This is a genomic window from Georgenia sp. Z1491 (genome assembly GCF_057652395.1).
Genome location: NZ_CM172729.1, coordinates 2,711,986 through 2,736,780, shown reverse-complemented (window position 1 = coordinate 2,736,780; position 24,795 = coordinate 2,711,986). Strand labels below are relative to the sequence as shown.

General features: G+C 74.9%; 22 protein-coding genes. 15 read left to right on the top strand and 7 right to left on the bottom strand.

Going from position 1 to position 24,795, the window contains the following annotated elements; translation table 11 throughout:
• Positions 1-43 precede the first annotated feature (43 nt).
• Positions 44-988, top strand: a complete 945-nt coding sequence (gene dapF, locus AC24HA_RS12620) for a diaminopimelate epimerase (RefSeq protein WP_425708720.1) — start codon at positions 44-46, stop codon at positions 986-988.
• A 64-nt stretch (positions 989-1,052) separates the two neighbouring features.
• Here dapF and AC24HA_RS12615 read toward each other — a convergent pair whose 3' ends face one another.
• Positions 1,053-1,685, bottom strand: a complete 633-nt coding sequence (locus AC24HA_RS12615; RefSeq protein ID WP_425708719.1) for a class I SAM-dependent methyltransferase — start codon at positions 1,683-1,685, stop codon at positions 1,053-1,055.
• Between the two features lie 72 nt (positions 1,686-1,757).
• Here AC24HA_RS12615 and hflX point away from each other — a divergent pair, with 72 nt between their 5' ends.
• The 3 genes from hflX to AC24HA_RS12600 all read left to right on the top strand — a co-directional run bounded on the left by hflX (position 1,758) and on the right by AC24HA_RS12600 (position 6,447).
• Positions 1,758-3,281 (top strand): GTPase HflX, encoded by a 1,524-nt coding sequence (gene hflX / locus AC24HA_RS12610; RefSeq protein ID WP_425708718.1) that lies wholly within the window; start codon positions 1,758-1,760, stop codon positions 3,279-3,281.
• A complete protein-coding gene (locus AC24HA_RS12605) occupies positions 3,278-5,299 on the top strand; it encodes an ATP-dependent DNA helicase (protein ID WP_425708717.1) in 2,022 nt (673 codons plus the stop codon). The genes hflX and AC24HA_RS12605 overlap by 4 nt, the downstream gene beginning before the upstream one ends.
• 194 nt (positions 5,300-5,493) lie before the next feature.
• Complete coding sequence (locus AC24HA_RS12600) at positions 5,494-6,447, top strand: L-lactate dehydrogenase (protein ID WP_425708796.1); 954 nt, start codon at positions 5,494-5,496, stop codon at positions 6,445-6,447.
• A 159-nt stretch (positions 6,448-6,606) separates the two neighbouring features.
• Here AC24HA_RS12600 and AC24HA_RS12595 read toward each other — a convergent pair whose 3' ends face one another.
• From AC24HA_RS12595 to lexA, 3 genes are all read right to left on the bottom strand, one after another.
• The gene (locus tag AC24HA_RS12595; RefSeq protein WP_425708716.1) at positions 6,607-6,843 is read right to left on the bottom strand and encodes a helix-turn-helix transcriptional regulator; all 237 of its coding nucleotides are present in this window, start codon (positions 6,841-6,843) and stop codon (positions 6,607-6,609) included.
• Positions 6,840-7,241 carry a hypothetical protein gene (locus AC24HA_RS12590; RefSeq protein ID WP_425708715.1) on the bottom strand — a complete coding sequence of 134 codons (402 nt, stop codon included), beginning with the start codon at positions 7,239-7,241 and terminating at the stop codon, positions 6,840-6,842. Before AC24HA_RS12590 ends, AC24HA_RS12595 begins: the two co-directional genes overlap by 4 nt.
• 706 nt (positions 7,242-7,947) lie before the next feature.
• Positions 7,948-8,670 carry a transcriptional repressor LexA gene (gene lexA / locus AC24HA_RS12585; RefSeq protein ID WP_425708714.1) on the bottom strand — a complete coding sequence of 241 codons (723 nt, stop codon included), beginning with the start codon at positions 8,668-8,670 and terminating at the stop codon, positions 7,948-7,950.
• Positions 8,671-8,868: 198 nt separating this feature from the next.
• On the opposite strand from lexA, the gene AC24HA_RS12580 reads away from it, so the two are divergent.
• On the top strand, positions 8,869-9,426 hold the full coding sequence (locus tag AC24HA_RS12580) for a LysM peptidoglycan-binding domain-containing protein (RefSeq protein ID WP_425708713.1): 558 nt from the start codon (positions 8,869-8,871) through the stop codon (positions 9,424-9,426).
• 100 nt (positions 9,427-9,526) lie between these two features.
• On the top strand, positions 9,527-10,213 hold the full coding sequence (gene nrdR, locus AC24HA_RS12575; protein ID WP_463648638.1) for a transcriptional regulator NrdR: 687 nt from the start codon (positions 9,527-9,529) through the stop codon (positions 10,211-10,213).
• Positions 10,214-10,672: 459 nt separating this feature from the next.
• Here the strand turns inward: nrdR and serA are convergent, their stop codons facing one another.
• Positions 10,673-11,887: a phosphoglycerate dehydrogenase gene (gene serA, locus AC24HA_RS12570; protein WP_425708712.1), complete on the bottom strand. Its 1,215-nt coding sequence runs from the start codon at positions 11,885-11,887 to the stop codon at positions 10,673-10,675.
• A gap of 91 nt (positions 11,888-11,978) precedes the next feature.
• The gene (locus tag AC24HA_RS12565) at positions 11,979-14,276 is read right to left on the bottom strand and encodes a HelD family protein (protein WP_425708711.1); all 2,298 of its coding nucleotides are present in this window, start codon (positions 14,274-14,276) and stop codon (positions 11,979-11,981) included.
• 186 nt (positions 14,277-14,462) lie between these two features.
• Between AC24HA_RS12565 and AC24HA_RS12560 the strand changes: the two genes are divergently transcribed.
• The 3 genes from AC24HA_RS12560 to AC24HA_RS12550 all read left to right on the top strand — a co-directional run bounded on the left by AC24HA_RS12560 (position 14,463) and on the right by AC24HA_RS12550 (position 17,341).
• Positions 14,463-15,560, top strand: coding sequence for a proteasome assembly chaperone family protein (locus AC24HA_RS12560; protein WP_425708710.1), 1,098 nt, complete (start codon positions 14,463-14,465; stop codon positions 15,558-15,560).
• 43 nt (positions 15,561-15,603) lie between these two features.
• Positions 15,604-16,905: an MFS transporter gene (locus AC24HA_RS12555; protein ID WP_425708709.1), complete on the top strand. Its 1,302-nt coding sequence runs from the start codon at positions 15,604-15,606 to the stop codon at positions 16,903-16,905.
• Between the two features lie 229 nt (positions 16,906-17,134).
• Positions 17,135-17,341: a cold-shock protein gene (locus AC24HA_RS12550; protein WP_425708708.1), complete on the top strand. Its 207-nt coding sequence runs from the start codon at positions 17,135-17,137 to the stop codon at positions 17,339-17,341.
• A gap of 139 nt (positions 17,342-17,480) precedes the next feature.
• Here AC24HA_RS12550 and AC24HA_RS12545 read toward each other — a convergent pair whose 3' ends face one another.
• Entirely contained in the window at positions 17,481-18,323 is an 843-nt protein-coding gene (locus AC24HA_RS12545) for a spermidine synthase (protein WP_425708707.1), read from the bottom strand.
• A 22-nt stretch (positions 18,324-18,345) separates the two neighbouring features.
• On the opposite strand from AC24HA_RS12545, the gene dinB reads away from it, so the two are divergent.
• From dinB to AC24HA_RS12515, 6 genes are all read left to right on the top strand, one after another.
• Positions 18,346-19,650: a DNA polymerase IV gene (dinB, locus tag AC24HA_RS12540; RefSeq protein WP_425708706.1), complete on the top strand. Its 1,305-nt coding sequence runs from the start codon at positions 18,346-18,348 to the stop codon at positions 19,648-19,650.
• 62 nt (positions 19,651-19,712) lie between these two features.
• Positions 19,713-20,153, top strand: coding sequence for a DUF3040 domain-containing protein (locus AC24HA_RS12535; protein ID WP_425708705.1), 441 nt, complete (start codon positions 19,713-19,715; stop codon positions 20,151-20,153).
• A gap of 498 nt (positions 20,154-20,651) precedes the next feature.
• Entirely contained in the window at positions 20,652-21,083 is a 432-nt protein-coding gene (gene mraZ / locus AC24HA_RS12530; protein ID WP_425708704.1) for a division/cell wall cluster transcriptional repressor MraZ, read from the top strand.
• A gap of 330 nt (positions 21,084-21,413) precedes the next feature.
• Entirely contained in the window at positions 21,414-22,553 is a 1,140-nt protein-coding gene (gene rsmH / locus AC24HA_RS12525; protein ID WP_425708703.1) for a 16S rRNA (cytosine(1402)-N(4))-methyltransferase RsmH, read from the top strand.
• A complete protein-coding gene (gene ftsL / locus AC24HA_RS12520) occupies positions 22,550-22,975 on the top strand; it encodes a cell division protein FtsL (protein ID WP_425708702.1) in 426 nt (141 codons plus the stop codon). Before rsmH ends, ftsL begins: the two co-directional genes overlap by 4 nt.
• A complete protein-coding gene (locus tag AC24HA_RS12515) occupies positions 22,975-24,774 on the top strand; it encodes a peptidoglycan D,D-transpeptidase FtsI family protein (protein ID WP_425708701.1) in 1,800 nt (599 codons plus the stop codon). The genes ftsL and AC24HA_RS12515 overlap by 1 nt, the downstream gene beginning before the upstream one ends.
• Positions 24,775-24,795: the final 21 nt, after the last annotated feature.

Here is a 24,795-nt window from a genome sequence, read left to right as displayed (position 1 = left end):
GCGCCGTCCTCGTGCCGGTCACGGGTCGACCTACGCTGGGGACATGACTCCCGACGACCGCCGCACCGCCCTGAACCGGCTCCGCGGGACCACGGTCACGCTCGGCCACGGGACTGAGAACGACTTCGTGCTGCTCGACGACCCGGATGCGGCCACGGACCTCACGCCCGAGCAGGTCCGCGCGCTCGCCGACCGGCGCGGCGGGATCGGCGGCGACGGCGTCATCCGGGTCGTCCGCACCGAGGCGCTCGCAGCGAGCGACCCGGCCGCCGCACGCATCGCCGCCGAGGAGCCGGGCGTGACCTGGTTCATGGACTATCGCAACGCCGACGGCTCGGTCGCCGAGATGTGCGGCAACGGCGTGCGCGTGTTCGTCGCCCACCTGCGCGACCGCGGCCACGTCCGGCTCGAGCACGGTCAGACCGTCCGGGTCGGGACCCGCGGCGGTGTGCGGGAGGTCCGGCTCGTCGGCGAGGAGTACGCCGTCGCGATGGGGCGCTTCGGGTTGCCCGGCGGCGACCGGGCGCTCGCCGAGGGGACCGACGTCGCCGTCGTCGTGCCCGGCCTGCCCGGGACCCGCGGCGGGCTGCGGGTGACGATGCCCAACCCCCACACCGTGGTCGCGCTGCCGAGCACCGAGGACCTCGCCGGAGCCCGGCTCGCGCTCGGCGAGGTCGAGTACGCGCCCGAGCCACCCGAGGGAACGAACCTCGAGCTCGTCGTGCCCGGTGTGGAGGAGGTCGGCGCGCACGGCCGGGTCGGCACCCTGACCATGCGGGTGCTCGAACGCGGGGTGGGGGAGACCCGCTCCTGCGGGACCGGCTGCTGCGCGGCGGCGGTCGCCGTTCGCGCGTGGGCGGGTGCCGGCGCCCCCGACCGGTGGCGCGTGTCCGTGCCGGGCGGCACCGTGCACGTCGACATCGCGCCCGACGGCGAGGTCACGCTGACCGGACCGGCGGTCCTGCTCGGCGATCTCACGCTGCGCTGAGACGGGGCGGCCCGCGCGCCGCCCGCCGGACCGGCGCCGACCGGTGGCCGGATCGGCGGCGGGATCAGGAGACGCCGGCGGCCGCCCGGCCGGCGACGACGAGGATCCGGAAGCCCTTCGAGCTGCCGAGGCGCTCCACCGCCCAGCCGCGTTCGTCGGCGAGCCACCGGTGCAGCGAGTCCGCACCGAGGTTCTTGCCCACCACGAGGTGCGCGAGGGCGCCGGGGGCGAGGCGGGGCAGCCACAGGTCGAGCAGGTCGTGCAGAGCCTGCTTGCCGACCCGCACGGGCGGGTTGGACCAGATCGCGTCGACCCGCCCGTCCGGCCCCAGCCGGTCCAGCGCGTCGTCCGGGGACAGCGCGAGGGTCCGCCCGTGTCCGGCGGAGCCCGCGTTGCGGGCGGTGAGGTCGAGCGCGCGTCGGTTGACGTCGACGGCGAGGACGTCCGCGCCCGGCGAGGCGTCGGCCAGGGCGAGCGCGATCGGCCCCCAGCCGCAGCCCAGGTCGAGCAGCGTGCCGGCGGGCGGCGGGTCCGGGACCTCCTCGAGGAGGACGGCCGTGGCCTTGTCCAGGCCGCCGGCGGAGAAGACCGAGCCGCCCGTCGTCACGGTGTGCGGCCGGCCGCGCAGGGTGACGTCACGGCTGCGCAGGTCGGCGGGCGCCGTGTCGTCGGGGGAGAAGTAGTGCGCGGCGTCCACAGGCGCCACCGTACCCAGGCCGTCCACAGCCCACGGCGAAACTCCTTGGGGGCGGCGCCGGACCGTGGGACCATGGACGTCCCCGAGACGAAGGACCACATGACCCACCCGAGCACCCCCGGCGCGCCGCAGGAGAACCAGGCCGAGGACGTCGTCGCGCGCATCCTCGCCCGCTCCGGCACCGCGCTGCAGACCGTCGCGGACGAGGGGACCAGCCACGACGGCGACCAGCTCGACCGCACCGAGCGTCAGGCGCTCTCCCGCGTCGCCGGGCTGTCCACCGAGCTCGAGGACGTCACCGAGGTCGAGTACCGGCAGCTGCGGCTCGAGCGGGTCGTGCTCGTCGGACTCGCCACGTCGGGAACCATGGCCGAGGCCGAGGTCTCCCTGCGCGAGCTCGCGGCGCTCGCCGAGACGGCCGGCTCGGTCGTCCTCGACGGGCTGCTCCAGCGTCGCCCGCACCCGGACCCGGCCACCTTCCTCGGCTCGGGCAAGGCCGCCGAGCTGCGCGACGTCGTCGCCTCGGTCGGTGCGGACACGGTCGTCGTCGACTCCGAGCTCGCCCCCTCCCAGCGGCGCGCGCTCGAGGACGTCGTCAAGGTCAAGGTCGTCGACCGGACCGCGCTCATCCTCGACATCTTCGCCCAGCACGCGAAGTCCCGGGAGGGCAAGGCGCAGGTCGAGCTCGCCCAGCTCGAGTACCTGCTGCCGCGCCTGCGCGGCTGGGGCGAGTCGATGTCCCGGCAGGCCGGTGGACGCGTCGCCGGCGGTGAGGGCATCGGCTCGCGCGGACCCGGCGAGACCCAGATCGAGCTCGACCGGCGTCGCATCCGCACCCGCATGGCGCGCCTGCGCCGACAGCTGCGGGACATGGCGCCGGCGCGCAGCACGCGGCGCTCGAGCCGACGGCGCAACCACACGCCCGCCGTCGCGATCGCGGGGTACACCAACGCCGGCAAGTCCTCGCTGCTCAACCGGATCGCCGGCGCCGGGGCGCTGGTCCAGAACCAGCTCTTCGCCACGCTCGACACGACCGTTCGGCGCGCGAGCACCCCCGAGGGGCGCGAGTACACGCTCACCGACACGGTCGGGTTCGTCCGGCGGCTGCCGACCCAGCTCGTCGAGGCGTTCCGCTCCACGCTCGAGGAGATCGCCGAGGCCGACCTGCTCCTGCACGTGGTCGACGCCGCGCACCCGGACCCCGTCGGTCAGGTCGAGGCCGTCCACGCGGTGCTCGCCGAGATCGAGGGCGCCTCCGACGTCCGCGAGATCATCGTCCTCAACAAGTCCGACCTCGCGGGCGAGGCCGAGCTCATGGCCCTGCACACGCGGTTCCCCGGTGCGCACGCCGTCTCCGCCTACACCGGCCAGGGCATCGAGGAGCTGGCGCACGCGATCGGGCGGGAGCTCGCCGAGGTCGCCCCGATCGGCGAGACGATCGAGCTCACCGTGCCGTTCGCCCGCGGGGACCTCGTCGCCCGCGCCCACTCCGACGGCGAGGTGCTCGACGAGCGGTGGACCGCCGAGGGCACCGAGCTGCGCGCGCTGGTCGACCCGGCGCTCGCCGCCGACCTCCGCGCGGCCACCGGGGCGTGAGCGCGCAGGAGGCGACCGATGGCGCCGACGCGCACGGACCCGCCGAGGGCGCCGAGGACGAGGCGCGCGCGCTCGACGTGCTCGACGCCGTCGTCACCGGCTCCGGCGGCAGCCGGCGCCACGGTCAGCGCGAGATGACCCGGCGCGTGGCCCGGGCCGTCGCGGGCGGCGAGCGGCTGCTCGTCCAGGCCGGGACCGGGACGGGCAAGTCGTTCGGGTACCTCGCGCCCGTGATGACCCACGCCGTCGCCGCCGGCGAGCGCGCCGTCGTCTCGACCGCGACGCTCGCGCTCCAGCGCCAGGTGCTCACCAAGGACGCCCCCGCCGTGGCCGACGCCGTCAAGGAGCGCACGGGCACCCGCCCCGAGATCGCCCTGCTCAAGGGCTGGCACAACTACGTGTGCCGGCACAAGGTCGACGGCGGCTACCCCGAGGAGGAGGAGCCGACCCTGCTCGCCGCGCCCGCGACGACCGCACCCGCCGGGCAGGGTGCGCGCGGCCCGCTCGGTGAGCAGGTCGTGCGCGCCCGGGAGTTCGCGGCGAGCAGCGAGAGCGGGGACCGCGACGAGCTCCTGCCGGGCGTCTCCGACCGCGCGTGGCGGCATGTCTCGGTCACCCGGCTCGAGTGCCTCGGCCGGTCGTGCCCGCAGTGGAACGAGTGCTTCGCCGTCCTCGCCCGCGAGAAGGCGGCCGCCGCCGACGTGGTCGTCACCAACCACGCCATGCTCGGCATCGCCGCCACAGGCTCGCCGGGCGTGCTGCCCGAGCACGACGTCCTCGTCGTGGACGAGGCGCACGAGCTCGCCGGCCGTCTGCGCAGCCAGGGCACCGTCGAGCTGAGCGTCGGCGTCGTCGAGCGCGTGGCGCGGGTCGTGCGCGCCGAGAACGGCGCCGCCGAGGACCTCACGCGGGCCGCCGGCGACCTGCGCGGCGCCCTCGAGGTCCTGCCCGCCGGCCGCATGCCCGACGGCCCGGGCGAGCTGCTCGGCGGCGTCGTGGCCCTCGTCGGGTCCGCCGCCACCGAGGCCGCCCGGTCGCTGGCCGGGGAGGCGGGCTCGCCCGACGGGGCCGGCGGGCGCGTGGCGGCGCGGTCGGCCGCCGTCGTCCTCGCCGAGGTGTGCGAGCGGTTCGTCTCGGGCGGCGTCGCCGCGCGCGCCGACGTCATGTGGTGCGACCGGGGCCGCGACGAGCTCGACCCGCCGCGCCTCCAGCTCGCCCCGGTCGAGGTCGCGGAGCGCGCGGCCACGCACCTGTGGGACGACCGGGGCGTCGTCGCGACGTCGGCGACGCTCACGCTCGGCGGCGAGCTCGCCCCGATCGCGACCCAGCTCGGCCTCTCGCGCGGCGCGCAGTGGGACGGCGTCGACGTCGGCTCACCGTTCGACTACGGCCGGCAGGCCATCCTCTACACGCCGACGCACCTGCCGCCCCCCGGCCGGGACGGGACCGCCGAGGCGACCCGCGCCGAGCTCGTCGACCTCGTCACGGCCTCCGGCGGGGGTGCGCTCGGCCTGTTCTCCTCGAGGCGGGGGGCCGAGGAGGCCGCCGAGGTCGTCCGCGACCGCACGGACCTGCGCGTGCTCTGCCAGGGCGAGGACTCCCTGCCCGCCCTCGTCGAGGCCTTCGCCGCCGACGACGACGCCTGCCTGTTCGGCACCCTGTCGCTCTGGCAGGGCGTGGACGTGCCGGGCCGGGCCAACCGCCTCGTCGTCATCGACCGGATCCCCTTCCCGCGGCCCGACGACCCGATCGCGCAGGCGCGCAGCGAGGTCGCCCAGGCTCGTGGTACGAGCGGGTTCATGGCGGTCTCCGCCACCCATGCCGCGCTGCTGCTGGCCCAGGGTGTCGGCCGGCTCGTCCGCGCCACCTCCGACCGTGGTGTCGTCGCCGTCCTCGACCCGCGGCTCGTCACCGCCAGGTACGGCGGCTACCTGCGGGCCTCGCTGCCACCGATGTGGCCGACGAGGGACGGCGAGGTCGTGCGCGCGGCCCTTCGCCGGCTCGCCACGACGACGTAGCCTGGCGCTGCACCCGCTGACGCTTCCCAGGAGGACCAGTGACCGAGCCGCAGCGCGACCAGCCCGAGACCGTCCGGACCGGCGGAGCGCCCGCAGGTCGCGATCCGCAGGAGCGGGAGGGACAGGTGCCCCCGGGCGACGCGCACGCCGCCGATCCCCGCGTCACGGCGCCGCCGCCCCGGACCTCCGCCGACCTGCCGAGACGGGCCAGCCGCGTGGCCGTCGTCGGCGCCGGCGCCGTCGGCTCCGCGATCGCCTACGCGATGCTCCTGCGGGGCTCCGCCCGGGAGGTCGTGCTCTACGACATCAACGCCGACAAGGTCAACGCCGAGGTGCTCGACCTCGCGCACGGCATCTCCTTCACGCCGATGAACAGCGTGGGCGGCGGGGACGACATCTCCGTGTGCGCGGACGCCGACGTCGTCGTCATCACCGCGGGGGCGAAGCAGAAGCCCGGTCAGTCGCGGCTCGACCTCGCCGGCGCGACGATCGACATCATGCGCACGCTCGTCCCGCAGCTCGTCGAGGTCGCCCCGCACGCTGTCCACCTCATGGTCGCCAACCCCGTCGACGTCGTCACGCAGGCCGGGCTCGCCATCTCCGGTCTCGGCCCGAACCAGTTCTTCGGCTCGGGCACCGTGCTCGACACCTCCCGCCTGCGCTACCTCGTGGCCCGGCGGGCGGGCGTGGCCGTGCAGTCCGTGCACGGCTACATCGCCGGCGAGCACGGCGACTCCGAGGTGCCCATGTGGAGCTCCGCCACGATCGGGGGCATCCCGGTCGAGGACTGGCCGGCGGCCACCGGCACCGACGTGCTCGACCAGGCCGACCGCGACCAGATCCGGCACGAGGTCGTCCACGCCGCGGACACCATCATCCGCGGCAAGGGGGCGACGAACTACGCCATCGGGCTGTCGACGGCCCGGATCATCGAGGCGGTCCTGCGCGACGAGCACCGCGTCCTGTCGGTCTCCAGCCGCCTGCCCGACGTCTACGGCAGCGGTCCGGTGTGCATGTCGATGCCGACGATCATCGGACGCGACGGGGCCGGGCGGACGCTCACGCTGCCCGCCTCTCCGGCCGAGCAGGCGTCGCTGCTCGCCTCGGCCGAGTCGATCCGCGCCGTCGCGGCGCGCTTCGGCTTCTAGGGTGTCCTTCACTGGCTCGGGGAGGTCGTTGAAGGGCCCGATGCGTGCCTCGAACCGGGTAGTTGACCGTTGCGCACCGGGAGCGGATCGATCCGCTGATGCTGCTGGTGCCCGGCCAGGGCGGCGGTTCCCCGGTTCTCGGCCCGTGCGGCAGCAGGCTCAGGACTCCGCACTATCGGCGGCCACGAGAGCGAGGTCATCGGGATCCGGGGCGAAGATGTCCTCGATGGGCACCCCGAGGACGGCCGAGAGCCGCATCGCGATCTTCAGCGTCGGCTCGTACCGCCCGTTCTCCAACGAGACGATGGTCTGCCGGGACACGCTGATGCGGCCCGCGAGCGCAGCCTGGCTCCAGCGGCGTTCTGCGCGGAGCACGGGGAGGCGGTTGGTGATCATGCATCGCCCTGCGGGCGATCCCAGACGAACGCGACCATCCACACCAGTGCGGCCGTGACGGCCGGGACTGCGGCGGTCAGCCTCGGCAGGCCGGCGAACGCTTCGAGCAGGGCATAGCCCAAGCCGGCCACGACGACGAAGAGCACGGCGACCAGGGCTGCACGTGCCGCGTCCTGCCGCTCAACTCCTTCGGTGTCGGTGCGCAGGAGCGCGCGTACCGTCGTCGCGGTCAGGACCAGCAGTCCGAGGATCGCGGCGGCCGCCAGCGACCATCCCACCCATGGTTCCAGCGAGCCGAGCGTCGGTAACGCGACCGCTGTGATCACGCTGGCGAAGAGCAGAGCGGTGCCTGCGGTGACCGCGACCCATTCAGAGGGACTCAGCTTCTCCTTCTTCATGCCGTCGAAAGTACAGCGACCTTTGCTAAATGACAAGTGCACTTGTCATTTAGCGAAGGTCGCTTGTCTGTGCGGATCTGGGGATGTGGAGCGTGCAGGGATGGCGGTGAGGTCGTCGGCGGTGGCTGCGGTGACGCCGTCCTCGATCTCGCGCGGGCCGTCGACCTCGAGAGCACGGCCGCTGTGCCGCAGCGGGCGGGCCGGTTCGTCCCGCCTCGGCTCCCGCAGCCTACGGACGTGGGCCACGTCGGCGGAGGCGGTGCGTCTCGGCCCTTGGTGGCCGGTGTGGAAGCGGCACTGCAGGTTCAGCGCCCATGGCGCCCCGGGCGTGATCCACGCGGTGGTGCCGGCCGAGGCGGACGCGGCCGACGACATCGACCGGCCGGTCCAGCGTGGAGTCCGCGGTCACTGGTGCCCATCAGCGCGCCACGAACCTTCCGAGGCGCACAGGGTGCGCTGTCGTCCTGGTCGGACCTGCTGATCGATCCCGACGACGATGCGATCGGACGCTCTCGCGGCGGGCTGGGGGTGAAGATCCGCCAGCTCTGTACTCCTCGCGCGATCCGCTCCTGTCTGCGCGAGCATGGGATCGGCGCCGTCGTCCCACGCGCCGTCGCTCTGTGGCTCGAACGGTGACGAGGCACGCCGTGGGGCGGGGTCCCGCCGAGCGCCGGCCGCGACGTGACCGGGCCGGCGGACGGTCCGCTCAGAGTGAGCGCAGGACCGCGACGACCTTCCCCAGGATCATCGCCTCGTCGCCGGGGATCGGCGCATAGCTCTCGTTGCGCGGGAGCAGCCACACGTGCCCGTCGGTGCGGGACAGCGCCTTGACGGTGGCGTCGCCGTCGATCATCGCGGCGACGATCTCGCCGTTCTCCGCCACGTTCTGGCGGCGCACGACCACGCGGTCGCCGTCGCAGATCGCCGCCTCGATCATCGAGTCGCCCACGACGTCGAGCATGAACAGGTCGCCCGACCCGACGAGCTCGCGGGGCAGGGGCAGGGACGCGGTGATCTCCTGCTCGGCGAGGATCGGTCCGCCGGCGGCGATGCGTCCGACGAGCGGGACGTAGGTCGGCGCCGACCCGCCGAGCCCCTCGCCGTCGTGCAGCGTGAGGACGACGTGGTCCTCGTCGTCCTGGCTCGGAGGTGCGTCGGGGGCCGGGGGCCCGGTGGGGTCCGGCGCCGGCTCGAGCTCGACGATCTCGATCGCCCGGGGGCGGTTCGGGTCGCGCCGGATGTAGCCCTTGCGCTGGAGTGAGTCGAGCTGGTGCTTGACCGACGACGGCGAGCCGAGACCCACCGCGTCACCGATCTCCCGGATCGACGGCGGATACCCGCGCTTGGCGAGGGTCTCCCGCAGGCACGCGAGGACCTCCCGCTGGCGCACGGTCAGCGCGGGTGGTTCGGGAGCGGTTCTCTCGCCCATGACGGGCCTCCAGGTCCTCGGCCGGCCGCGGCCGGATCGTCGATGTCAGTGGTCTGCGATGGAGTGCGGACGAGTCCAGGGTAGGCCGGTGCGGGGCGCATCTCAAACATGTGTTCGACCGGAGTGTCGACTTTCGTCGGCCGGTGCACTACCGTGGCGAACAGAGGTTCGACGAACGCACGTTCGAGGAGAGTAGAGATGAGCGCACTTCCCCTGGAGACGGGCCCCGTCCTCCCGCGCCGCACCCGCCCGCGGCTCCAGCTCGTCGGCCCGGGATTCGTACCGCAGCCCCCGTTGCGCGACGAGGCGCCCGACCGCGCCGCCACCGCCGTGCTCGTCCCGGGTCCGGCGGCTGCGCCGAGCGCGCGCCCCGCGGCGCTTCCCGTCGCCCCCAGCCGTCCCCTCGCACGTCCGTCGGTCGCCGCCCCGGCCGTGCGAGGGGACTCCCCGGCGGCGCGCCCGGCGCCGCTGCGCCTGACCGCCCGCGGCGTCATGGCGCTGCGGGCCCTCGTGCTCGGCGCCGCCCTGCTCGTCGTCGTCGGCCTGGGCGCCGGCGTCGGAGCCCTCGCCTCCCCGGGTGTCGAGGCCTCGGACGCCACGGTCGTCGTCGCGCCGGGTGAGTCGCTCTGGTCGGTCGCGTCCGGCGTTGCCGGTCCCGGCGAGGACGTCCGGGACGTCGTCGCGCAGATCGCCGAGCTCAACGGGCTGAGCGGTCAGTCCGTGTCCGTGGGCGAGGTCCTGCGCCTCCCGCGCTGACTGCCGTGGGAGCCTGCGCCCTGACGGCCGTGGGGCCCCACGCCGGCGGCCGCGCGGCCCCCGCGCCGGGCGGCGGGGTCGGGGCTGGAATGATGGCCCGATGCACTGTCCCTTCTGCCGCTTCCCGGACTCCCGCGTGATCGACTCGCGCACAGCCGACGACGGCACGTCGATCCGTCGCCGCCGGCTGTGCCCGGAGTGCAACCGCCGGTTCAGCACGCTGGAGACCTCGTCGCTGCAGGTGGTCAAGCGCTCCGGCGTCGTCCAGCCGTTCAGCCGGGACAAGGTGGTCGGCGGGTTGCGGAAGGCGAGCCAGGGGCGCCCGGTCTCCGACGACGACCTCGCGCGGCTCGCCCAGCAGGTCGAGGAGACCGTCCGTGCCTCCGGGTCGTCGCAGGTCGATGCGCACGACGTTGGCACCGCGATCCTCGAGCCCCTGCGCGCCCTCGACGAGGTCGCCTATCTGCGGTTCGCCTCCGTGTACTCCGCCTACGACTCCCTCGAGGACTTCGAGACCGCGATCGCGGCCCTGCGCGCGGACCGCGCCACCAGGGCCGGCGACGTCGAGGGCGCCGCGGGCGTCGAGGGGGCCGACGGCACGGGAGGCGAGGTCGGGGAGCCCGACGGCATCGGCGCACGGGCCGGCGAACCGGCCGCGGACGACGCGGGACCGGAGCGCGCGGGGCCGGAGCGCGCGGGGCCGGACGGCGCTGGGTCGGACGGAACGGAATCCGACGGCGAAGTGCCGGACGGCGCGGTGGACGCGTCCTCGGGCGGCACCCGGTAGCCCGTGCGGAGCTCCCGGTGCGGTGTCGCAGCCTCGGTGGAGGAGTGCTCCGGAGGTTCGGGGTGGCGTGCGCACCGACCGGATGGGGTCCCTCCACAACGGCGTTCCACGCACCCCGCGGACCCGCTAGGCTCTGACTCACCGGCGATCCGCCGGGCCCGCGACCCGGCCGTCCTCCCGGTGGTCGCGCGAGGTCCGCAGGCGCCGGCACCGACCGCCGTCGGTGACGCCGGAGGGGAAGCCGACGTCACCGACGGCCTGTGCGTGCGGGGCGCCGGTCCTCCCGCTGTTGCGCAGGACTCCCCGCAGCCACGACGGCCCTGCGCGAGGTGTGCGGGCCGTCGGGTGGCCGCGCAGCCGACGCGCCGACCAGTCGTGGCCGGGCCAGCGCCGCGCCGACCAGTCGTGGCCGGGCCAGCGCCGCGCCGACCAGTCGTGGCCGGGCCGGCGGCCCGCCGGTCAGGCGTCCGGGCGGGAGAGGACGCGGAGCCTGATCGTGTCCTCCATCGACTGCATCGCGGACAGGGCCGTGACCGGGATCTCCGAGGAGATGTCGGTGATGACGTAGCCCGTCTCGCCCGACGTCCCGAGGATCTGGCCCTCGATGTTCGCCCCCGCCTCGGCGAATGTCTGGTTGACGAGCGCCAGGACGCCGGGCGTGTTGCGGTGGACGTAGGCGAGGCGGTGCCGGGTCGCAGAGGTCGTCCCCAGCGTGAGGCGCGGGAGGTTGACGGACAGGTCCGTGATCCCGAGCCGGTAGTAGGAGCCGAGCTTGCTCGACACGAAGTGGCCGATGTTCTCCTGGGCCTCCTCGGTCGATCCGCCGACGTGCGGGGTGAGGATGACGTTGGGCAGCCCGCGCAGCTCGGAGTCGAACCTCTCGCCGTTGCTCCGCGGCTCGTCGGGGAACACGTCCACGGCCGCGCCGGTGATGGACCCGTCGAGGACGCGGTCGCGCAGGGCCGCGTAGTCCACGAGGAACCCGCGCGAGAGGTTGAGGAAGACCGCACCGGGCTTCATGGCTGAGAACTGCTTCGCGCCGAACATGCCCGCGTTGCCCTCGCGGCCGTCCACGTGCAGCGTGACGACGTCGGCCTCGCCGAGGAGCTCCTCGAGGCTCGCCGTCCCGCGCGCGTTGCCCAGCGCCAGCTTCTCGGAGGTGTCGAAGAAGATCACCCGCATGCCGAGCGCCTCGGCGATGACGGAGAGCTGGGAGCCGATGTTCCCGTAACCCACGATCCCGAGCGTGCGGCCGCGCACCTCGTGGGAGCCGGCGGCGGACTTCGCCCACACGCCGTCGTGCAGCGACTTGTCCCGCTCGGTCAGTCGACGGGTGAGCGCGATGATCTCGGCCACCGCCAGCTCGACGACCGAGCGCGTGTTGGAGAAGGGCGCGTTGAACACGGCGACGCCGTGCCGCGTGGCCGCGCGCAGGTCGATCTGGTTGGTGCCGATGCTGAAGGCGCCGATCGCGAGCAGCTGAGGGTGGTTGGCGATCACCCGCTCGGTGACCGTGGTCGTCGACCGGATCCCGAGGACCTCGACGCCGTCGAGCGCCTCGTCCAGCTCGTCCTCCGACATGGCGTGCGGGTGGCGCACGACGTCGAGGCCGGCGCCGCTGAGGACGGCGTCGGCGTTGGAGTGGGGGCTTTCCAGCAGGAGGGCTCGAGTCACCGGCACATCGTCGCCCCGGCGCGGGGGAGTGGCAAACGCGTTCCACCGCTCGGTCGCGGCCCGCCGCGACCGTGAGCCGCGACGCGGCGGCTCAGTCGGCGGGCAGGACGCCCGCGGGGAGCTCGCGGTGGTGGACGACGACGAGCCGGCGGGTCGGGCGGGTCATCGCCACGTAGAGGTCACCGGTCCCGTCCTCGGTCATGGCGGCCGGCTCGAGGAGCACGACGACGTCGAACTCCAGGCCCTTGGCGCCCGCCGGGTCGGTGATCACCAGGCGTGCGCCGAGCAGGTCCGGGCCGCGCAGCGCCTCGGCCGTGCCCGCCCGGTCCGGTGCGGCGGCGCGGACGTCGTCGACCACGGAAGGCGGAGCGACGATCGCCACGCGACCGGCGTCGTCGTCCGTGCCGGCTAGAGCGGTGAGCGCGCGGGCGGCCTCGTCCAGCACGCCGGCGACGAGCCCGTCCGCGTCCACCCTGCGCGTGACCAGAGCGCCGGGCAGGTCGCGCGCCGCGGTGACCGGATGGGCGGGCGGCGTACCCGCGCGGGCGAGCATCCGCGTGGCCGCGTCCAGGACGGTGGCGGGCGTGCGGTAGGAGACGGTGAGGACGGACTCGCGCAGGGACGGCCCGGCGGCCTCGCCGAGGAGGCTCGCCCAGCTCGCCGGGCGCTCGGTGCCTCGGCGCTGGTCGAGGTCCCCGACCACGGTCATCGACCGCACCGGGACCCGGCGGGCGAGCATCCGCCAGGCCATCGGGCTCAGCTCCTGCGCCTCGTCGACGACGACGTGCCCGTACGTCCACGAGCGGTCGGCCACCGCCCGCTCGGCGGTCGTCAGCGACGGGCCGCCGGCGGCGAACCGGTCCGCCAGCATCTCGGCGCTGACGATGCCGTCGCCCAGGTCCTGGGACTCGATCGCCTCGCGCGCCAGCTCGACGGCCTGCGCCCGCTCGGCCGTGGCCCGGGCACGTGCCGCCCGGTCCTCGGCCTCCTCGTGGGGGCCGAGGAGCTCTGCGAGCTCGTCGAGGAGGGGGACGTCGGCCTCCGTGGGCGCCGATCCGCGCGGGCGCAGCAGCGCGCGCCGCTCGGCCTCGTCCAGCTCGGGCGCGCACGCCGCGAGCAGCTCGGGCCCGGACAGGAGGCGGTCCAGCAGCTCGGCGGCGGTGCGCGGCATCCAGCACAGGTTGAGCGCGACCCGCACGTCGCGCGACGAGCGCACGTCCTCCATGAGCGCGGCGCGCTCCTCGGGGTCGTCGATGCCGCGCACCGCCGCGTACCGGTCGGTGAGGACCGGCAGCAGCGACCGGACGAACGTCTCGCGCCCGGCGTTGTGCGTGCGGTGGGCGCGGCGGGCGCGCCCGATCGCGGCCCGGACGTCGGCAGGCTCCAGGCGGATCGTCGAGCCCTCGACGTCGAGGAGCCGGGCCTCGGGCGGCACGCGCTGGAACTGCCGCACCAGACGGCCCACGACGTCGACCATCATGGTCCTGCCCTTGATCCGCGCGGCGCGGGGCGTCTCGGTGCCCCGGGCCCGCACGCCCGGGAGGAGATCGGCGATCGTCGTGGCGACGACGTCGGTCTCGCCGAGCGAGGGCAGCACGCGCTCGACGTACGTGAGGAACACGTCGGAGGGACCGACGAGCAGCACGCCGGAACGGGCGAGCCGTTCCCGGTGGGCGTAGAGCAGGTAGGCGATGCGGTGCAGCGCGACCGCGGTCTTGCCGGTGCCCGGGCCGCCCTGGACCACGAGCACCCCGTCGAGCGGGGAACGGACGACCTCGTCCTGCTCGGCCTGGATGGTCGCCACGATGTCGCTCATCCGCCCGGTGCGGGCGGCGTTCATCGCGGCGAACAGGGCGCCCTCGCCGCGCAGCTCGAGCCGCAGGTCCTCGGGCAGGTGCTCGGCGTCGAGCAGCTCGTCCTCGACGCCGACCACCCGGCGCCGGCGCGTGAGCAGGTGCCGGCGGCGTACGGCGCCCTCGGGGTGCACGGCGGTGGCCTGGTAGAAGGGCCGGGCCGACGGTGCGCGCCAGTCGAGCAGCAGCTGGCTGCGGGTGCTGTCCTGGATGCCGATCCGCCCGACGTACCGGGGCGGCCCCTCGCGCAGGTCGAGCCGACCGAAGACGAGGCGCTCCTCGACCTGGTCCAGGCGGGCGACGGCCTGCGAGTAGTGGGCGGCGAACGCGTCCCGCTCGGAGCGCATCTGGTGCGTCCCGACCGACCCGCCCCGCCGGACGTCCGCGAGGCGCTCACGGTACTGGGCGCGCAGCTCGTCCAGGCGGGCGTAGACGGTGTCCACGCGAGCCTGCTCGCGCGGCAGCTCGTCGCTCGACGCCGCCTCGTGGGCCGGCCCGTCCGCCTCGACGTCGGCACGCGGCTCGTCCAGCGCCATCGGACCTCCTCCAGAGCGCGGCCCCGGGGTCGGCACGCGCGACCGTCCATTGTGGTGCACGCGCGCGGGTCGCCGCACCCCCGTCCGCCCCGGACGCGGTGTGGCACGTCCCGCTCCCGGTCGGGGAATGACGCAGGATGGACCGGCGTTGACGCCGGCAGAGACGATCGACAGGAAGGTGGCGCGATGAGCGACGAGACCCTCTACACCAGCGGGCCCGCGGCCGATCATGTCGGCGAGGTCCCGGTGCTCGTGCACGCCCTCCAGGGCGGCATGGACGCCGGCAGCGCCGGGGAGCTCGCCGTGCGGCAGCTCCTGTCCAGCATGCCGGTCGAGCGCGTGGCGACCTTCGACACCGAGCAGCTGCTCGACCTGCGCTCGCGCCGCCCGGCGATGACCTTCGCCGACGGACGCTGGGTGGACTACGACGAGCCCGTGCTCGCCGTCGACGCCGTGCGGGACCACGAGGGCCGGGCGTTGCTCGTGCTGCACGGCCACGAGCCGGACCACGCGTGGGAGAGCTTCGCGCGCGCCGTCGCCGGCATCGTCCGTGAGCACGGCGTCGAGCTCGTCGTCGGGCTGCAGGGCGTGCCCGCCGGCGTCCCGCACACCAGGCCCGCCGCGATCACGACGCACGGCACCGACCGCGACGCCGGCGGCCGGCTCGAGCCCGGCCCCAACCTGTTCGTCGGGGAGTTCCAGGCTCCCGGCTCCGCCGAGGCCCTCCTCGACCTGCGCCTGTCCCAGCAGGGCATGAACGTCCTGGGCCTGGCCGTGCACGTGCCGCACTACCTGTCCGGCTCGGAGTACCCCGTGGCCTCGGCCAGCCTGCTGCGCACGCTGTCGACAGCCAGCGGCATGTCCCTCCCGGTCGGCGACCTGGAGTCCCTCACCGCCCAGGTGCTCGCCCAGATCGACTCCCAGGTCGAGGCCAACCCCGAGATCGCGCAGGTCGTGCGGGCCCTGGAGGAGCGCTACGACCGCAGCCCCGTCGCGCGCACGACGACCGAGGAGCCCGCCGCCGAGCTGCCCACGGCCGACGAGATCGGCGCCGAGCTCGAGGCCTTCCTCGCCAGCGGCCCCCCGCTCGAGGGCTGGCGCGACCAGGGCGTCCCCGAGATCGGCAGCGGCGAGGCCCGGGCGACCGGGCGGGCCGACGACGGCGCGGGCGACGGGCCGGCGGGCGAGGACCCGGCGGCCGGCGACCCGGCGTCCGACGGCCGTGTCTCCGACGGTCCGGCGGGCGACGAGCCTTCGGACGACGACCCCGCCGAGGAGGCGTGACCCGGACCGTACCGGGAGCCGCAGAGCAGCGGGGACGGGGCCGATGATGGCCCGGCTGACCCCTCCCGCGTCGCCCCGCACCGCACTGACGGTGTGGGGCGTCGCCGTGCTGTGCTACATCCTCGCCATCGCGGGCCGCAGCTCGTTCGGGGTCGCCTCCCTGGCCGCGCTCGAGCGGTTCGACGTCGGCCCCGCGATCCTGTCGACGTTCGTCGTCCTCCAGGTCGGCACCTACGCCGCCGCGCAGATCCCCGTGGGCCTGGCCATCGACCGGTGGGGCCCGCGCCGCGTCCTCGTCGCGGGCGCCCTGCTGCTCGCGGCGGCGCAGACGGTCATGGCCCTGTCCACGGTGCTGCCGCTCACGCTCGCGGCGCGCGTCGCCGTCGGGCTGGGCGACGCCACGGCCTTCATCTCCGTCCTGCGGCTCGTGCCGGAGTGGTTCGCGATGCGCCACGTGCCGCTCGTCAACCAGGCGACCGGGGCGCTCGGGCAGCTCGGCCAGGTCGTCTCCGCCGTGCCGTTCTACGCGGTGCTGCGCGTGAGCGGCTGGAGCGTGGCCCACCTCTCGCTAGCCGCGACCGGGGTGCTCGTCGCGATCGCCGTGCTCGTGGTCGTCCGCGACCGGCCCGCCGCGGATCCCGGGTCGCCCGGCCGGGCCCGGACGGCCCCCGCGGCGCCGCCCGCCGGACGCACGGGCGTGCGGCACGCCCTGCGCGAGGTCGCCCGCGAACCCGGCGTGTGGGCGGGCCTGTTCGCGCACTGGTCGACGATGTTCTTCGTCTCCACGTTCGCGCTCATGTGGGGCGTGCCGTACATGCGCGCCGGCAACGGGCACAGCGCGGCGACGGCGTCGACCGTGCTCGTCCTCGGGGTGGTGGCCATGGCGCTGTCGGCGCTCCTCGTCGGCACGCTGTCCGCCCGCTTCCCCCGCCTCCGCCTGCGCCTCGTCGTCACGGGGTCGATGCTCGCCGTGACGACCTGGACGGTGGTCCTCCTCGTGCCGCCGCCCGTCCCGGCGTGGCTGCTCGCCGTGCTCATGATGATCCTCAGCCTCGGCGGAGCGGCGAGCAACGTGTCGTTCGACGTCGTGCGCGCGCACGTGCCCCGCTCCCGGCTCGGCACGGCCACGGGCCTGGCGAACAGCGGCGGCTTCGTCGCGACCCTGCTCGCGGTGCTGCTCGTCGGCGTGGTGCTCGACGTCGTCGGGGGTTCCTCGCCGGGGCCGGAGGCGTTCCGCGTGGCGATGGCCTCCCAGGCCGCGGTCGTCCTCGTCGGCCTCACCGGCCTGCTGCTCGCGACCCGGCGGCTGGGACCCGGTTCCGAGTCCGCACCGCGCCGCGGCTGACCGCCGCGCCGCCCGGCAGGGGCCTCGTGCGGATCTCTCCACCAGAATCGCGCACGAACGGCTCCGGCGTGGCATGCTAGGCCTGTTGCATCTGCGTTTCCCTGTTGTGACCGTCGTCGGTAGGACCGTCGGGGGGCACGGCTCCGGCAAGGACGTGGGACGAATTCAGTGCGGCAAGTGGGGACCGGCACAGGGTCGGGCCCCGACGTCCCGGAAGGACAACAGTTACATGGCACAGGGAACCGTCAAGTGGTTCAACTCCGAGAAGGGCTACGGCTTCATCGAGCAGGACGGTGGCAACGCGCCTGACGTCTTCGTTCACTTCTCGGCCATCCAGGCCGACGGCTACAAGTCGCTCGAGGACGCCCAGCGCGTCGAGTTCGAGATCACCCAGGGCCCGAAGGGCCCGCAGGCGGAGAACGTCGTCCCGCTCTGACCCGAGCGCTCGACCCATACTCTTCGCGGGGCCCGCACCTTCTGGGTGCGGGCCCCGTCGCCGTGCCCGGCCCGGGTGCGCGCCGGACGCACCGGCGGGCGTGGTCGGGGCCGGACGTGCCGGGCGTCGCCGTGCCGGCTCAGGCGATGGCGGGCGGGTCGTAGGGGGGCGGCGTCGTCGCTCGCATCCGGGCGAGCTCGCCGCCCGTGACGACGCCCGCAGGGAACGGCAGCCGGCGCAGGCCCCGGTCGATCGCGGCCGCGTCCAGCCGGTGGTGGGAGGCGACGAGGACGACGTTGCCGTAGCGGCGGCCTTTCCACACCGCGGGGTCCGCGACGGCCAGGGCCTCGGGGAACACCTGGCCCAGCGCCGCGAGCTCCTCGCGGACCCGGCGCAGCCCGGGGGAGTCGGTGAGGTTGAGGACGTACACGCCGTCCGGCGCGAGCGCGGTGTCCGCGGCCCGGACGAACTCCACGGTCCGCACGTGCTCGGGCACCTCGGCGTCGACGAAGACGTCGCGGACGAGCACGTCCGCGGAACCCGGGTGCAGGTGCTCGACCGACGCGCGCGCCTCCGCGTTGCGGATGCGGAGCATGGGGGAGCGGGGCAGGTCGAACCACGCCCGGACGAGCCGGGCGAGCTCGGTGTCCAGCTCGACGGCGAGGTGCCGCGAGCGCGGCCGGTCCGCGAGCAGGGCGCGCGGCAGCGCGCAGGCCGCCCCGCCGAGGTGGACGAAGCGACCCGGCCGGTCGGCCCGGTCGCGGGGCAGCGCGACGTCGACGACGGCGCGCACGTGCTGCATGTACTCGAACTCCAGGTACGCCGGGTCCTCGAGGTCGAGGAACGAGGACTCCGACCCGCCGAGCAGGAGCATCACCCGGTGCGGAGCGCCCGGCTCGGGTACCACCTCGGCCACCGAGAACGTGGTGGGTACGGGGTGCTCCGGCCAGCGGGCGAGATCGGTCCGGCGTCGCGGTGTCACAGGCTCACGCTAGCGTCGAGGCGTGAGCCGCAAGCCCGTCCGCGCCAGCGGGACGCCCCGGCGCGGACCCACGCCGTTCGGGACCGACGACACCGGGGCCTTCGTCCTGCACGTCGACATGGACGCGTTCTTCGCCGCCGTCGAGGTGCTGGACGACCCCTCCCTGGCCGGTCGTCCCGTCATCGTCGGCGGGCCCGAGCGCGGCGTCGTCTCGGCCGCCACCTACGAGGCCCGCGCCTACGGCGTGCGCTCCGCGATGCCGGTCGCGCAGGCCCGGGCGCTGTGCCCGCAGGCGGTCCTCCTGCCCGGTAGGCACTCCCGGTACCGGGAGATCTCGCGCACCGTCATGGGGGTGCTGGCCACGGTCACCGACCGCGTCGAGCAGCTGAGCGTCGACGAGGCCTTCCTCGACGTCCGCGGGGCCGTCCGCAGGCTCGGCCCGCCCCTGACCATCGGCGCCCACGTGCGGGCCCGGGTGCGCGAGGCGACCGGTCTCGCGGCATCCGTGGGCGTCGCGAGCACCAAGCACGTGGCCAAGATCGCCTCGGGCGCCGCGAAGCCGGACGGGCTGCTGCTCGTCCCCGCCGACGCCACCCTCGAGTTCCTCCACCCGTTACCGGTGGGCGCGCTGTGGGGCGTGGGGGAGAAGTCGGCCGAGGTGCTGAGGCGGCACGGCTGGGACACGGTCGGCGACGTCGCGCGCGCCCGGGTGGTCGACCTCGAGCGGGCGCTGGGCAGGGCCGCGGGGGCGCGGCTGCATGCGCTCGCCATGGGCGCGGACGCGCGGGAGGTCCGCTCCGAACGGGCGGGGGAGAAGTCGATCGGCAGCGAGCACACCTTCTTCGACCCCGTCGGCGACCTGGACGAGCTCGACCGGGTGCTGCTCGAGCAGTCGCACGGCGCCGCGGCACGGCTGCGCGCGGCCGGGCTGCTCGCGCGCACCGTGAGCATCAAGGTGCGATTCACCGACTTCACGACGATCACCCGCTCGAGGAGCCTGCCTGCCGCCACGTCGCTCGCGCGGGACGTCGCCGCCGCGGCGCGGGCCCTGCTGCGGACGGTGGAGGTGCCGCGCGCGGGCCTGCGGCTGCTCGGCGTGCGGCTCGAGACGCTCGAACCCGCAGGTCAGGGCCTCCAGCTCGCGCTCGACGACGATCCGGGCGCGGCCCTCGCAGAGGAGGCGCTCGACGCCGTGCGCGAGCGGTTCGGGCGCTCCGCCCTCGCTCCGGCTGCCCTGCTGAGGCGTCGGGCGGTCGACGGGGGAGATCGGCCCGGTCATGACGGCGTCCCCCCGCGTGACGAGGACACCCGCCAGGACCTATCCTGAGAGCAGTCGCGATCCGTCCGGACGCGAGCCGAGATCCGACCGGTGCCGAGGAAGGGGGCAGGATGCCACTCTCCGACTACGAGCAGCGCATGCTCGCCCAGATGGAAGCCCAGCTGCACGCGGACGACCCGCGTCTGGCGGAGACGCTCGGCGACCCTGCCGGCCCCGACCTGCGCCGGGTCGCGCTCGGCGCGCTCGTCGCCCTGGCGGGTATCGGCGGCCTCGTCGGCGGCGTCGCCACCGGGTGGATCTGGCTCGGCGTCCTCGGCTTCGTCGCCATGGTCGGCGGCGTCCTCCTCGCCATGTCGCCGGCGCGGTCCGGCACGCGCGCCGGCCAGGGATCGCCCGGTGCGGGCCCCGGTGGACGGGGCGGCCGCGGTGGTCGTGGCCCGGGCTCCGGGAACGGCACGGGCCCCAGCGGTGGGCGGACGACCAGCGGCAAGAGCTTCATGGAACGCCAGCAGGAGAAGTGGGAGCAGCGCGGCGAGGGCCGCGGAGTCTGACCCACCCCGGTCCCCGGCACTGACGCGCCGGCGACCGCACGCCTGACCGACGGCCCCCGGCCCGCAGCGATGCGGACCGGGGGCCGTCGTCGTGCATGGCGAGGGCGGCCGGGTCGTCCGAGGGTGCCCGTGCCGCGTCCCCCACGTCGCTCCCCACTTCGCTCCCCACGTCGCTCCCCACTTCGCTCCCCACTTCGCTCCCCGCGCGCAGCCGGTGTCGTCGGCCGGCCGCGCGCCCGTCCGCCAGGAGGCCGGGATCTCACCGATCCGTCCGCGCCCGTGCGGAGCACCACCGGTCGGGCGGGACCACACGAGGAGGCGGTGCCGCGCGGGGCGTCGTCGTCGGGGAACTTTCCCTCCACCGGCCACCACCAGGAATTACCTGGGAAGTCGCGCGACACGCGTCGGATGTCGGCGCAATCTGCTATCGCGGTGGAGTGAAGTGGAGTAACGTGGTGGTCACGGGAGCGGCAGGGCGACGACGAGGGAGGTGCCGCGATGTTCCTCGGCACCTACGAACCGCGTCTGGACGACAAGGGCCGGCTGATACTGCCCGCGAAGTTCCGCACGGACCTCGCCGACGGCCTCGTGCTCACCCGGGGGCAGGACCGCTGCCTCTTCGCGTTCCCCACGGCCGAGTTCGAGTCGATGCACGAGCGGCTCCGGCAGGCGCCGGTCACCTCGAAGCAGGCCCGCGACTACCTGCGCGTGTTCCTCTCGGGCGCCTCGGACGAGGTGCCGGACAAGCAGGGCCGCCTGACGATCCCGGCGAACCTGCGCCGCTACGCGGGGCTCGACCGCGAGCTGGCGGTCATCGGGGCGGGCAGCCGGATCGAGATCTGGGACGCCACCGCATGGGCCGACTACCTCGCCGCCCAGGAGGAGTCGTTCGCCGACACCGCCGAGGAGGTGGTCCCGGGTCTGTTCTGACCCGCCCGACCATCGCCCGCCCGGACCTGCCCGCCCCGACGCCCCACCCCGCTCCACCCCACATCTGCACAGCTGTGACGGCACACCGGAGCTCGCCCCGCGAGGTCTCCCACCGCACCGACGCACTTCCCCGGCGTCGGTGCGCCCGTCCCCGGCGCACTTCCCCGGCGCCGGAGACGGAGGTGGGAGTCCTGGCGGTACGAGCCGGAACGCACCCCGAGCTCGTGCCGCCAGCCCGCCCCGCCGCAGCCGGACCCGCCCGTCCGGCTCCGCCGGCCCGACCGAGGCAGCCCGACCGCCTCAGCACGAGACACCCGAGAGGAGGACCGCATGACCACCACGCCGGAGCCCGCGCCGCGCGCGACCCAGGACCGTCACCTGCCGGTCCTCCTGGAGCGCTGCCTCGACCTGCTCGCCCCGGCACTCGAGGCCCCCGGGGCGGTGCTCGTCGACGCCACTCTCGGTCTCGGCGGGCACGCGGCCGGCGCGCTCGCCCGGTTCCCCGAGCTGCGCGTCATCGGGATCGACCGGGACACCGAGGCCCTCGCGCTGGCTGCCGAGCGTCTCGCCGGGTACCCGGGCCGGTTCACCGGCGTCCATGCCACCTACGACGAGATCGACGAGGTCGTCGCCGAGCACGCCGGCGGCGCGGTCGACGGTGTCCTCATGGACCTCGGCGTCTCCTCACTCCAGCTCGACGAGACCGCGCGGGGCTTCTCCTACTCCCAGGACGCGCCGCTCGACATGCGGATGGACGCGACGACCGGCCCGACCGCCGCCGACCTGCTCGCCACCCTCGACGAGCGGGAGCTGCGGCGCATCCTGCGCCAGTACGGCGAGGAGAGGTTCGCCCCCCGCCTCGCCGCCGAGATCGTCCGGCGCCGGACCACCGACCCGCTGCGGACGACCGCCGATCTCGTCGCCGTCGTCGACGCCGCCATGCCGGCCGCCGGCAGGCGCACCGGCGGCAACCCCGCCAAGCGGACCTTCCAGGCCCTGCGCATCGCCGTCAACGGCGAGCTCGACATCCTCGCCGGTGCGCTGCCGCGGGCCGTCGAGGCGCTCGCCGTCGGCGGCCGGATCGTCGTGGAGTCCTACCAGTCCCTCGAGGACCGCCTCGTCAAGGCGGAGCTCGCCCGCGGCGCCACGACCTCGGCCCCGCCGGACATGCCGGTCGTCCCCGACACCCACCAGCCCTACCTGCGCCTGCTCACCCGCGGCGCGGAGGAGGCGGACACCGGCGAGGTCGCCGCCAACCCCCGGGCCCGCGCCGTCCGACTGAGGGCCGCCGAGCGGCTGCGTCCCACCCCGGCGCACCTGGCCCGCGGCGGGGACCGCCCGGGCCCTCGGCGCCGCACGGCACCCGACGCGGGGCCGAGCACCGCACGCAGCACCGCACGCCGCACCACCGACAGCACCGCCGACCGACCCGCTGAAGCGCGTACCGCGCAGCCGAGGAGCCATCGATGAGCGCACAGCCCCTGCCCGGGCCGTCCCGCACGCCACGGCGTCGGGCGGCCGCGCCGTCGCAGGTGCCCGCCGCACGCCGGTCCACCCGCCTGACCGTCGTCCCCAGCCCGGTGCCGGCACGCTCGCGGGCCCCGTTCGTCGCGGTCCTCGCACTCATCCTGCTCGGTGCGCTCGCCACGGTCCTCGTGCTCAACATCCGCATGGCCGAGGCCGCCTACGCCCTGCACGACCGGCAGATGGACCTCGCCCTCGTCGAGGAGTCCGTCGCCGCGCTCCAGATCGAGCTCGACGCCGCCGGCTCGCCCGCCGCGCTCGACGAGCGGGCCCAGGAGCTCGGCATGACCCGCCCCGGGACCACCTACTTCATCGAGCTCGGCACCGGTGAGATCACCGGCGGGCCCACCGAGGAGGAGAACAGCTGATGGCACGCTCGCCGCTGGTGTCCACCGACCCGCGCGACTGGATGCGCCGCACGCGCCTCCTGCTCGTCGTGCTCCTGGCGATCCTGCTCGTCGTCGCGGGCCGCCTCATCTGGGTCCAGGCCCTCGAGGGCCCCCAGCTCGCGAGCGACGCGCGGGACAACCGCACCCGCACGTACGCGATCCAGGCCCAGCGCGGCGAGATCCTCGACGCGAACGGCGAGGTCCTGGCCACCTCGGTCCAGACGTACAACCTCGGCGTCAACCAGCAGCTCATCACCTCCTACGAGGCACGCGACGAGGACGGGGAGGTCGTCGGCACCGGCATCTCCGCCGCCGCCGAGCGCATCGCCCCGATCCTCGACGTCGACCCCGCCGAGCTCGGCGCGCTCATGGTCGGCGACTCGACCTTCGCCTACATCGCCCGCGACATCAGCCCCGCCCAGTGGCGTCAGATCCGCGAGCTCGGGATCATCGGGATCGAGCCCGAGGCCGCCGTCGACCGCCTGTACCCCAACGGCAACACCGGCGGGAACGTCGTCGGCTTCGTCGGCCGCGACGGGGTCGGGCTCGCCGGCCTCGAGCTGAGCTACGAGGAGGTCCTGTCCGGGACCGACGGCTCGACGACGGTCGAGATCGGCCGCGACGGCCAGGTGATCCCCGGCGCCACCCGCGAGGACGTCCCGGCCGTCCAGGGGCGCGACGTCCAGACCACGATCGACCGCAACCTCCAGTACGAGTGCCAGCGGATCATCGACGAGGCCGTCGAGCGGCACGGCGCCGCCTGGGGCGCCGTCGTCGTCGAGGAGATCGGCACCGGCCGCATCCTCGCGCTGTGCGACAACAACACCGTCGACCCGGGCAACTACCAGGACTCGGCCCCCGAGGACCGCGGCTCGCGCGCCGTCACCACGCCGTACATGCCCGGCTCGACCGGCAAGATCCCGACGTTCGCGATGGCCCTGGACGCCGGCGGGGTCGAGGTCGACGACGAGTGGCTGACCCCGGACCGGATCACGATGCCCAACGGGCAGGAGTTCCGGGACAACGACTCGCACGACCCGGTCACCCTCACCACCGCCGGTGTGCTGGCCCGCTCCTACAACACCGGGCTCGTCCAGATCGGCGACACGGTCCCGATCGACGTCCGGTACGACTACCTCCAGCGGTTCGGCCTCGGCCAGCGGACCGGGATCGAGCTGCCCGGCGAGTCGTCCGGCATCCTCGCCCCCTACGAGAGCTGGGACGAGCGGCAGAACTACACGTCGATGTTCGGCCAGGGCCTGGCGCTCACGCTCCTGCAGTCGACCTCGACGGCGGCGACGATCGGCAACGGCGGGGTCCGGATGGACCCGCACGTCGTCGAGGCCGTGGAGGAGGTCGACGGCACGATGACCCCCACCCCGCTCCTCGACGGCCAGCGGGTCGTCTCCGAGGAGAGCGCGGCGGACACCCTGGCGATGATGGAGGGCGCCGTCTCCGAGGAGGGCACCGCCCAGCTCGCCGCCGTCGAGGGGTACCGCGTGGCCGGCAAGACCGGCACCGCCCAGGTCCCGGACGAGAACGGCCCCCTGTCGGGACGTGTCGGCACGTTCATCGGCGTCATCCCCGCCGACGCACCCGAGGTCGCCATCGGCGTCGTCATGTACAACGCCGACGGCGCGTCGTACGGTTCGCGCGTGGCCGCCCCCGTCTTCTCCGACGTCGCCGAGGTCGCGATGTCCCACCTCGGTGTCCCGCCCTCGACGGAGCCCGCCCCCTACCTGCCGCTCGAGCCCGGGGTGGAGTGGGGGCCCCAGTGACCTTCTCGCTACGGCCGAGCT

What these genes read in the sequence shown, in the direction of transcription:
- dapF (WP_425708720.1), top strand. Translation starts at nt 44, where the DNA reads ATGACTCCCGACGACCGCCGCACCGCCCTGAACCGGCTCCGCGGGACC.
- hflX (WP_425708718.1), top strand. Translation starts at nt 1,758, where the DNA reads ATGGACGTCCCCGAGACGAAGGACCACATGACCCACCCGAGCACCCCC.
- AC24HA_RS12595 (WP_425708716.1), bottom strand. Translation starts at nt 6,843, where the DNA reads ATGATCACCAACCGCCTCCCCGTGCTCCGCGCAGAACGCCGCTGGAGC.
- AC24HA_RS12590 (WP_425708715.1), bottom strand. Translation starts at nt 7,241, where the DNA reads ATGAAGAAGGAGAAGCTGAGTCCCTCTGAATGGGTCGCGGTCACCGCA.
- lexA (WP_425708714.1), bottom strand. Translation starts at nt 8,670, where the DNA reads ATGGGCGAGAGAACCGCTCCCGAACCACCCGCGCTGACCGTGCGCCAG.
- AC24HA_RS12580 (WP_425708713.1), top strand. Translation starts at nt 8,869, where the DNA reads ATGAGCGCACTTCCCCTGGAGACGGGCCCCGTCCTCCCGCGCCGCACC.
- nrdR (WP_463648638.1), top strand. Translation starts at nt 9,527, where the DNA reads ATGCACTGTCCCTTCTGCCGCTTCCCGGACTCCCGCGTGATCGACTCG.
- AC24HA_RS12565 (WP_425708711.1), bottom strand. Translation starts at nt 14,276, where the DNA reads ATGGCGCTGGACGAGCCGCGTGCCGACGTCGAGGCGGACGGGCCGGCC.
- AC24HA_RS12560 (WP_425708710.1), top strand. Translation starts at nt 14,463, where the DNA reads ATGAGCGACGAGACCCTCTACACCAGCGGGCCCGCGGCCGATCATGTC.
- AC24HA_RS12555 (WP_425708709.1), top strand. Translation starts at nt 15,604, where the DNA reads ATGATGGCCCGGCTGACCCCTCCCGCGTCGCCCCGCACCGCACTGACG.
- AC24HA_RS12550 (WP_425708708.1), top strand. Translation starts at nt 17,135, where the DNA reads ATGGCACAGGGAACCGTCAAGTGGTTCAACTCCGAGAAGGGCTACGGC.
- AC24HA_RS12535 (WP_425708705.1), top strand. Translation starts at nt 19,713, where the DNA reads ATGCCACTCTCCGACTACGAGCAGCGCATGCTCGCCCAGATGGAAGCC.
- mraZ (WP_425708704.1), top strand. Translation starts at nt 20,652, where the DNA reads ATGTTCCTCGGCACCTACGAACCGCGTCTGGACGACAAGGGCCGGCTG.
- rsmH (WP_425708703.1), top strand. Translation starts at nt 21,414, where the DNA reads ATGACCACCACGCCGGAGCCCGCGCCGCGCGCGACCCAGGACCGTCAC.
- ftsL (WP_425708702.1), top strand. Translation starts at nt 22,550, where the DNA reads ATGAGCGCACAGCCCCTGCCCGGGCCGTCCCGCACGCCACGGCGTCGG.
- AC24HA_RS12515 (WP_425708701.1), top strand. Translation starts at nt 22,975, where the DNA reads ATGGCACGCTCGCCGCTGGTGTCCACCGACCCGCGCGACTGGATGCGC.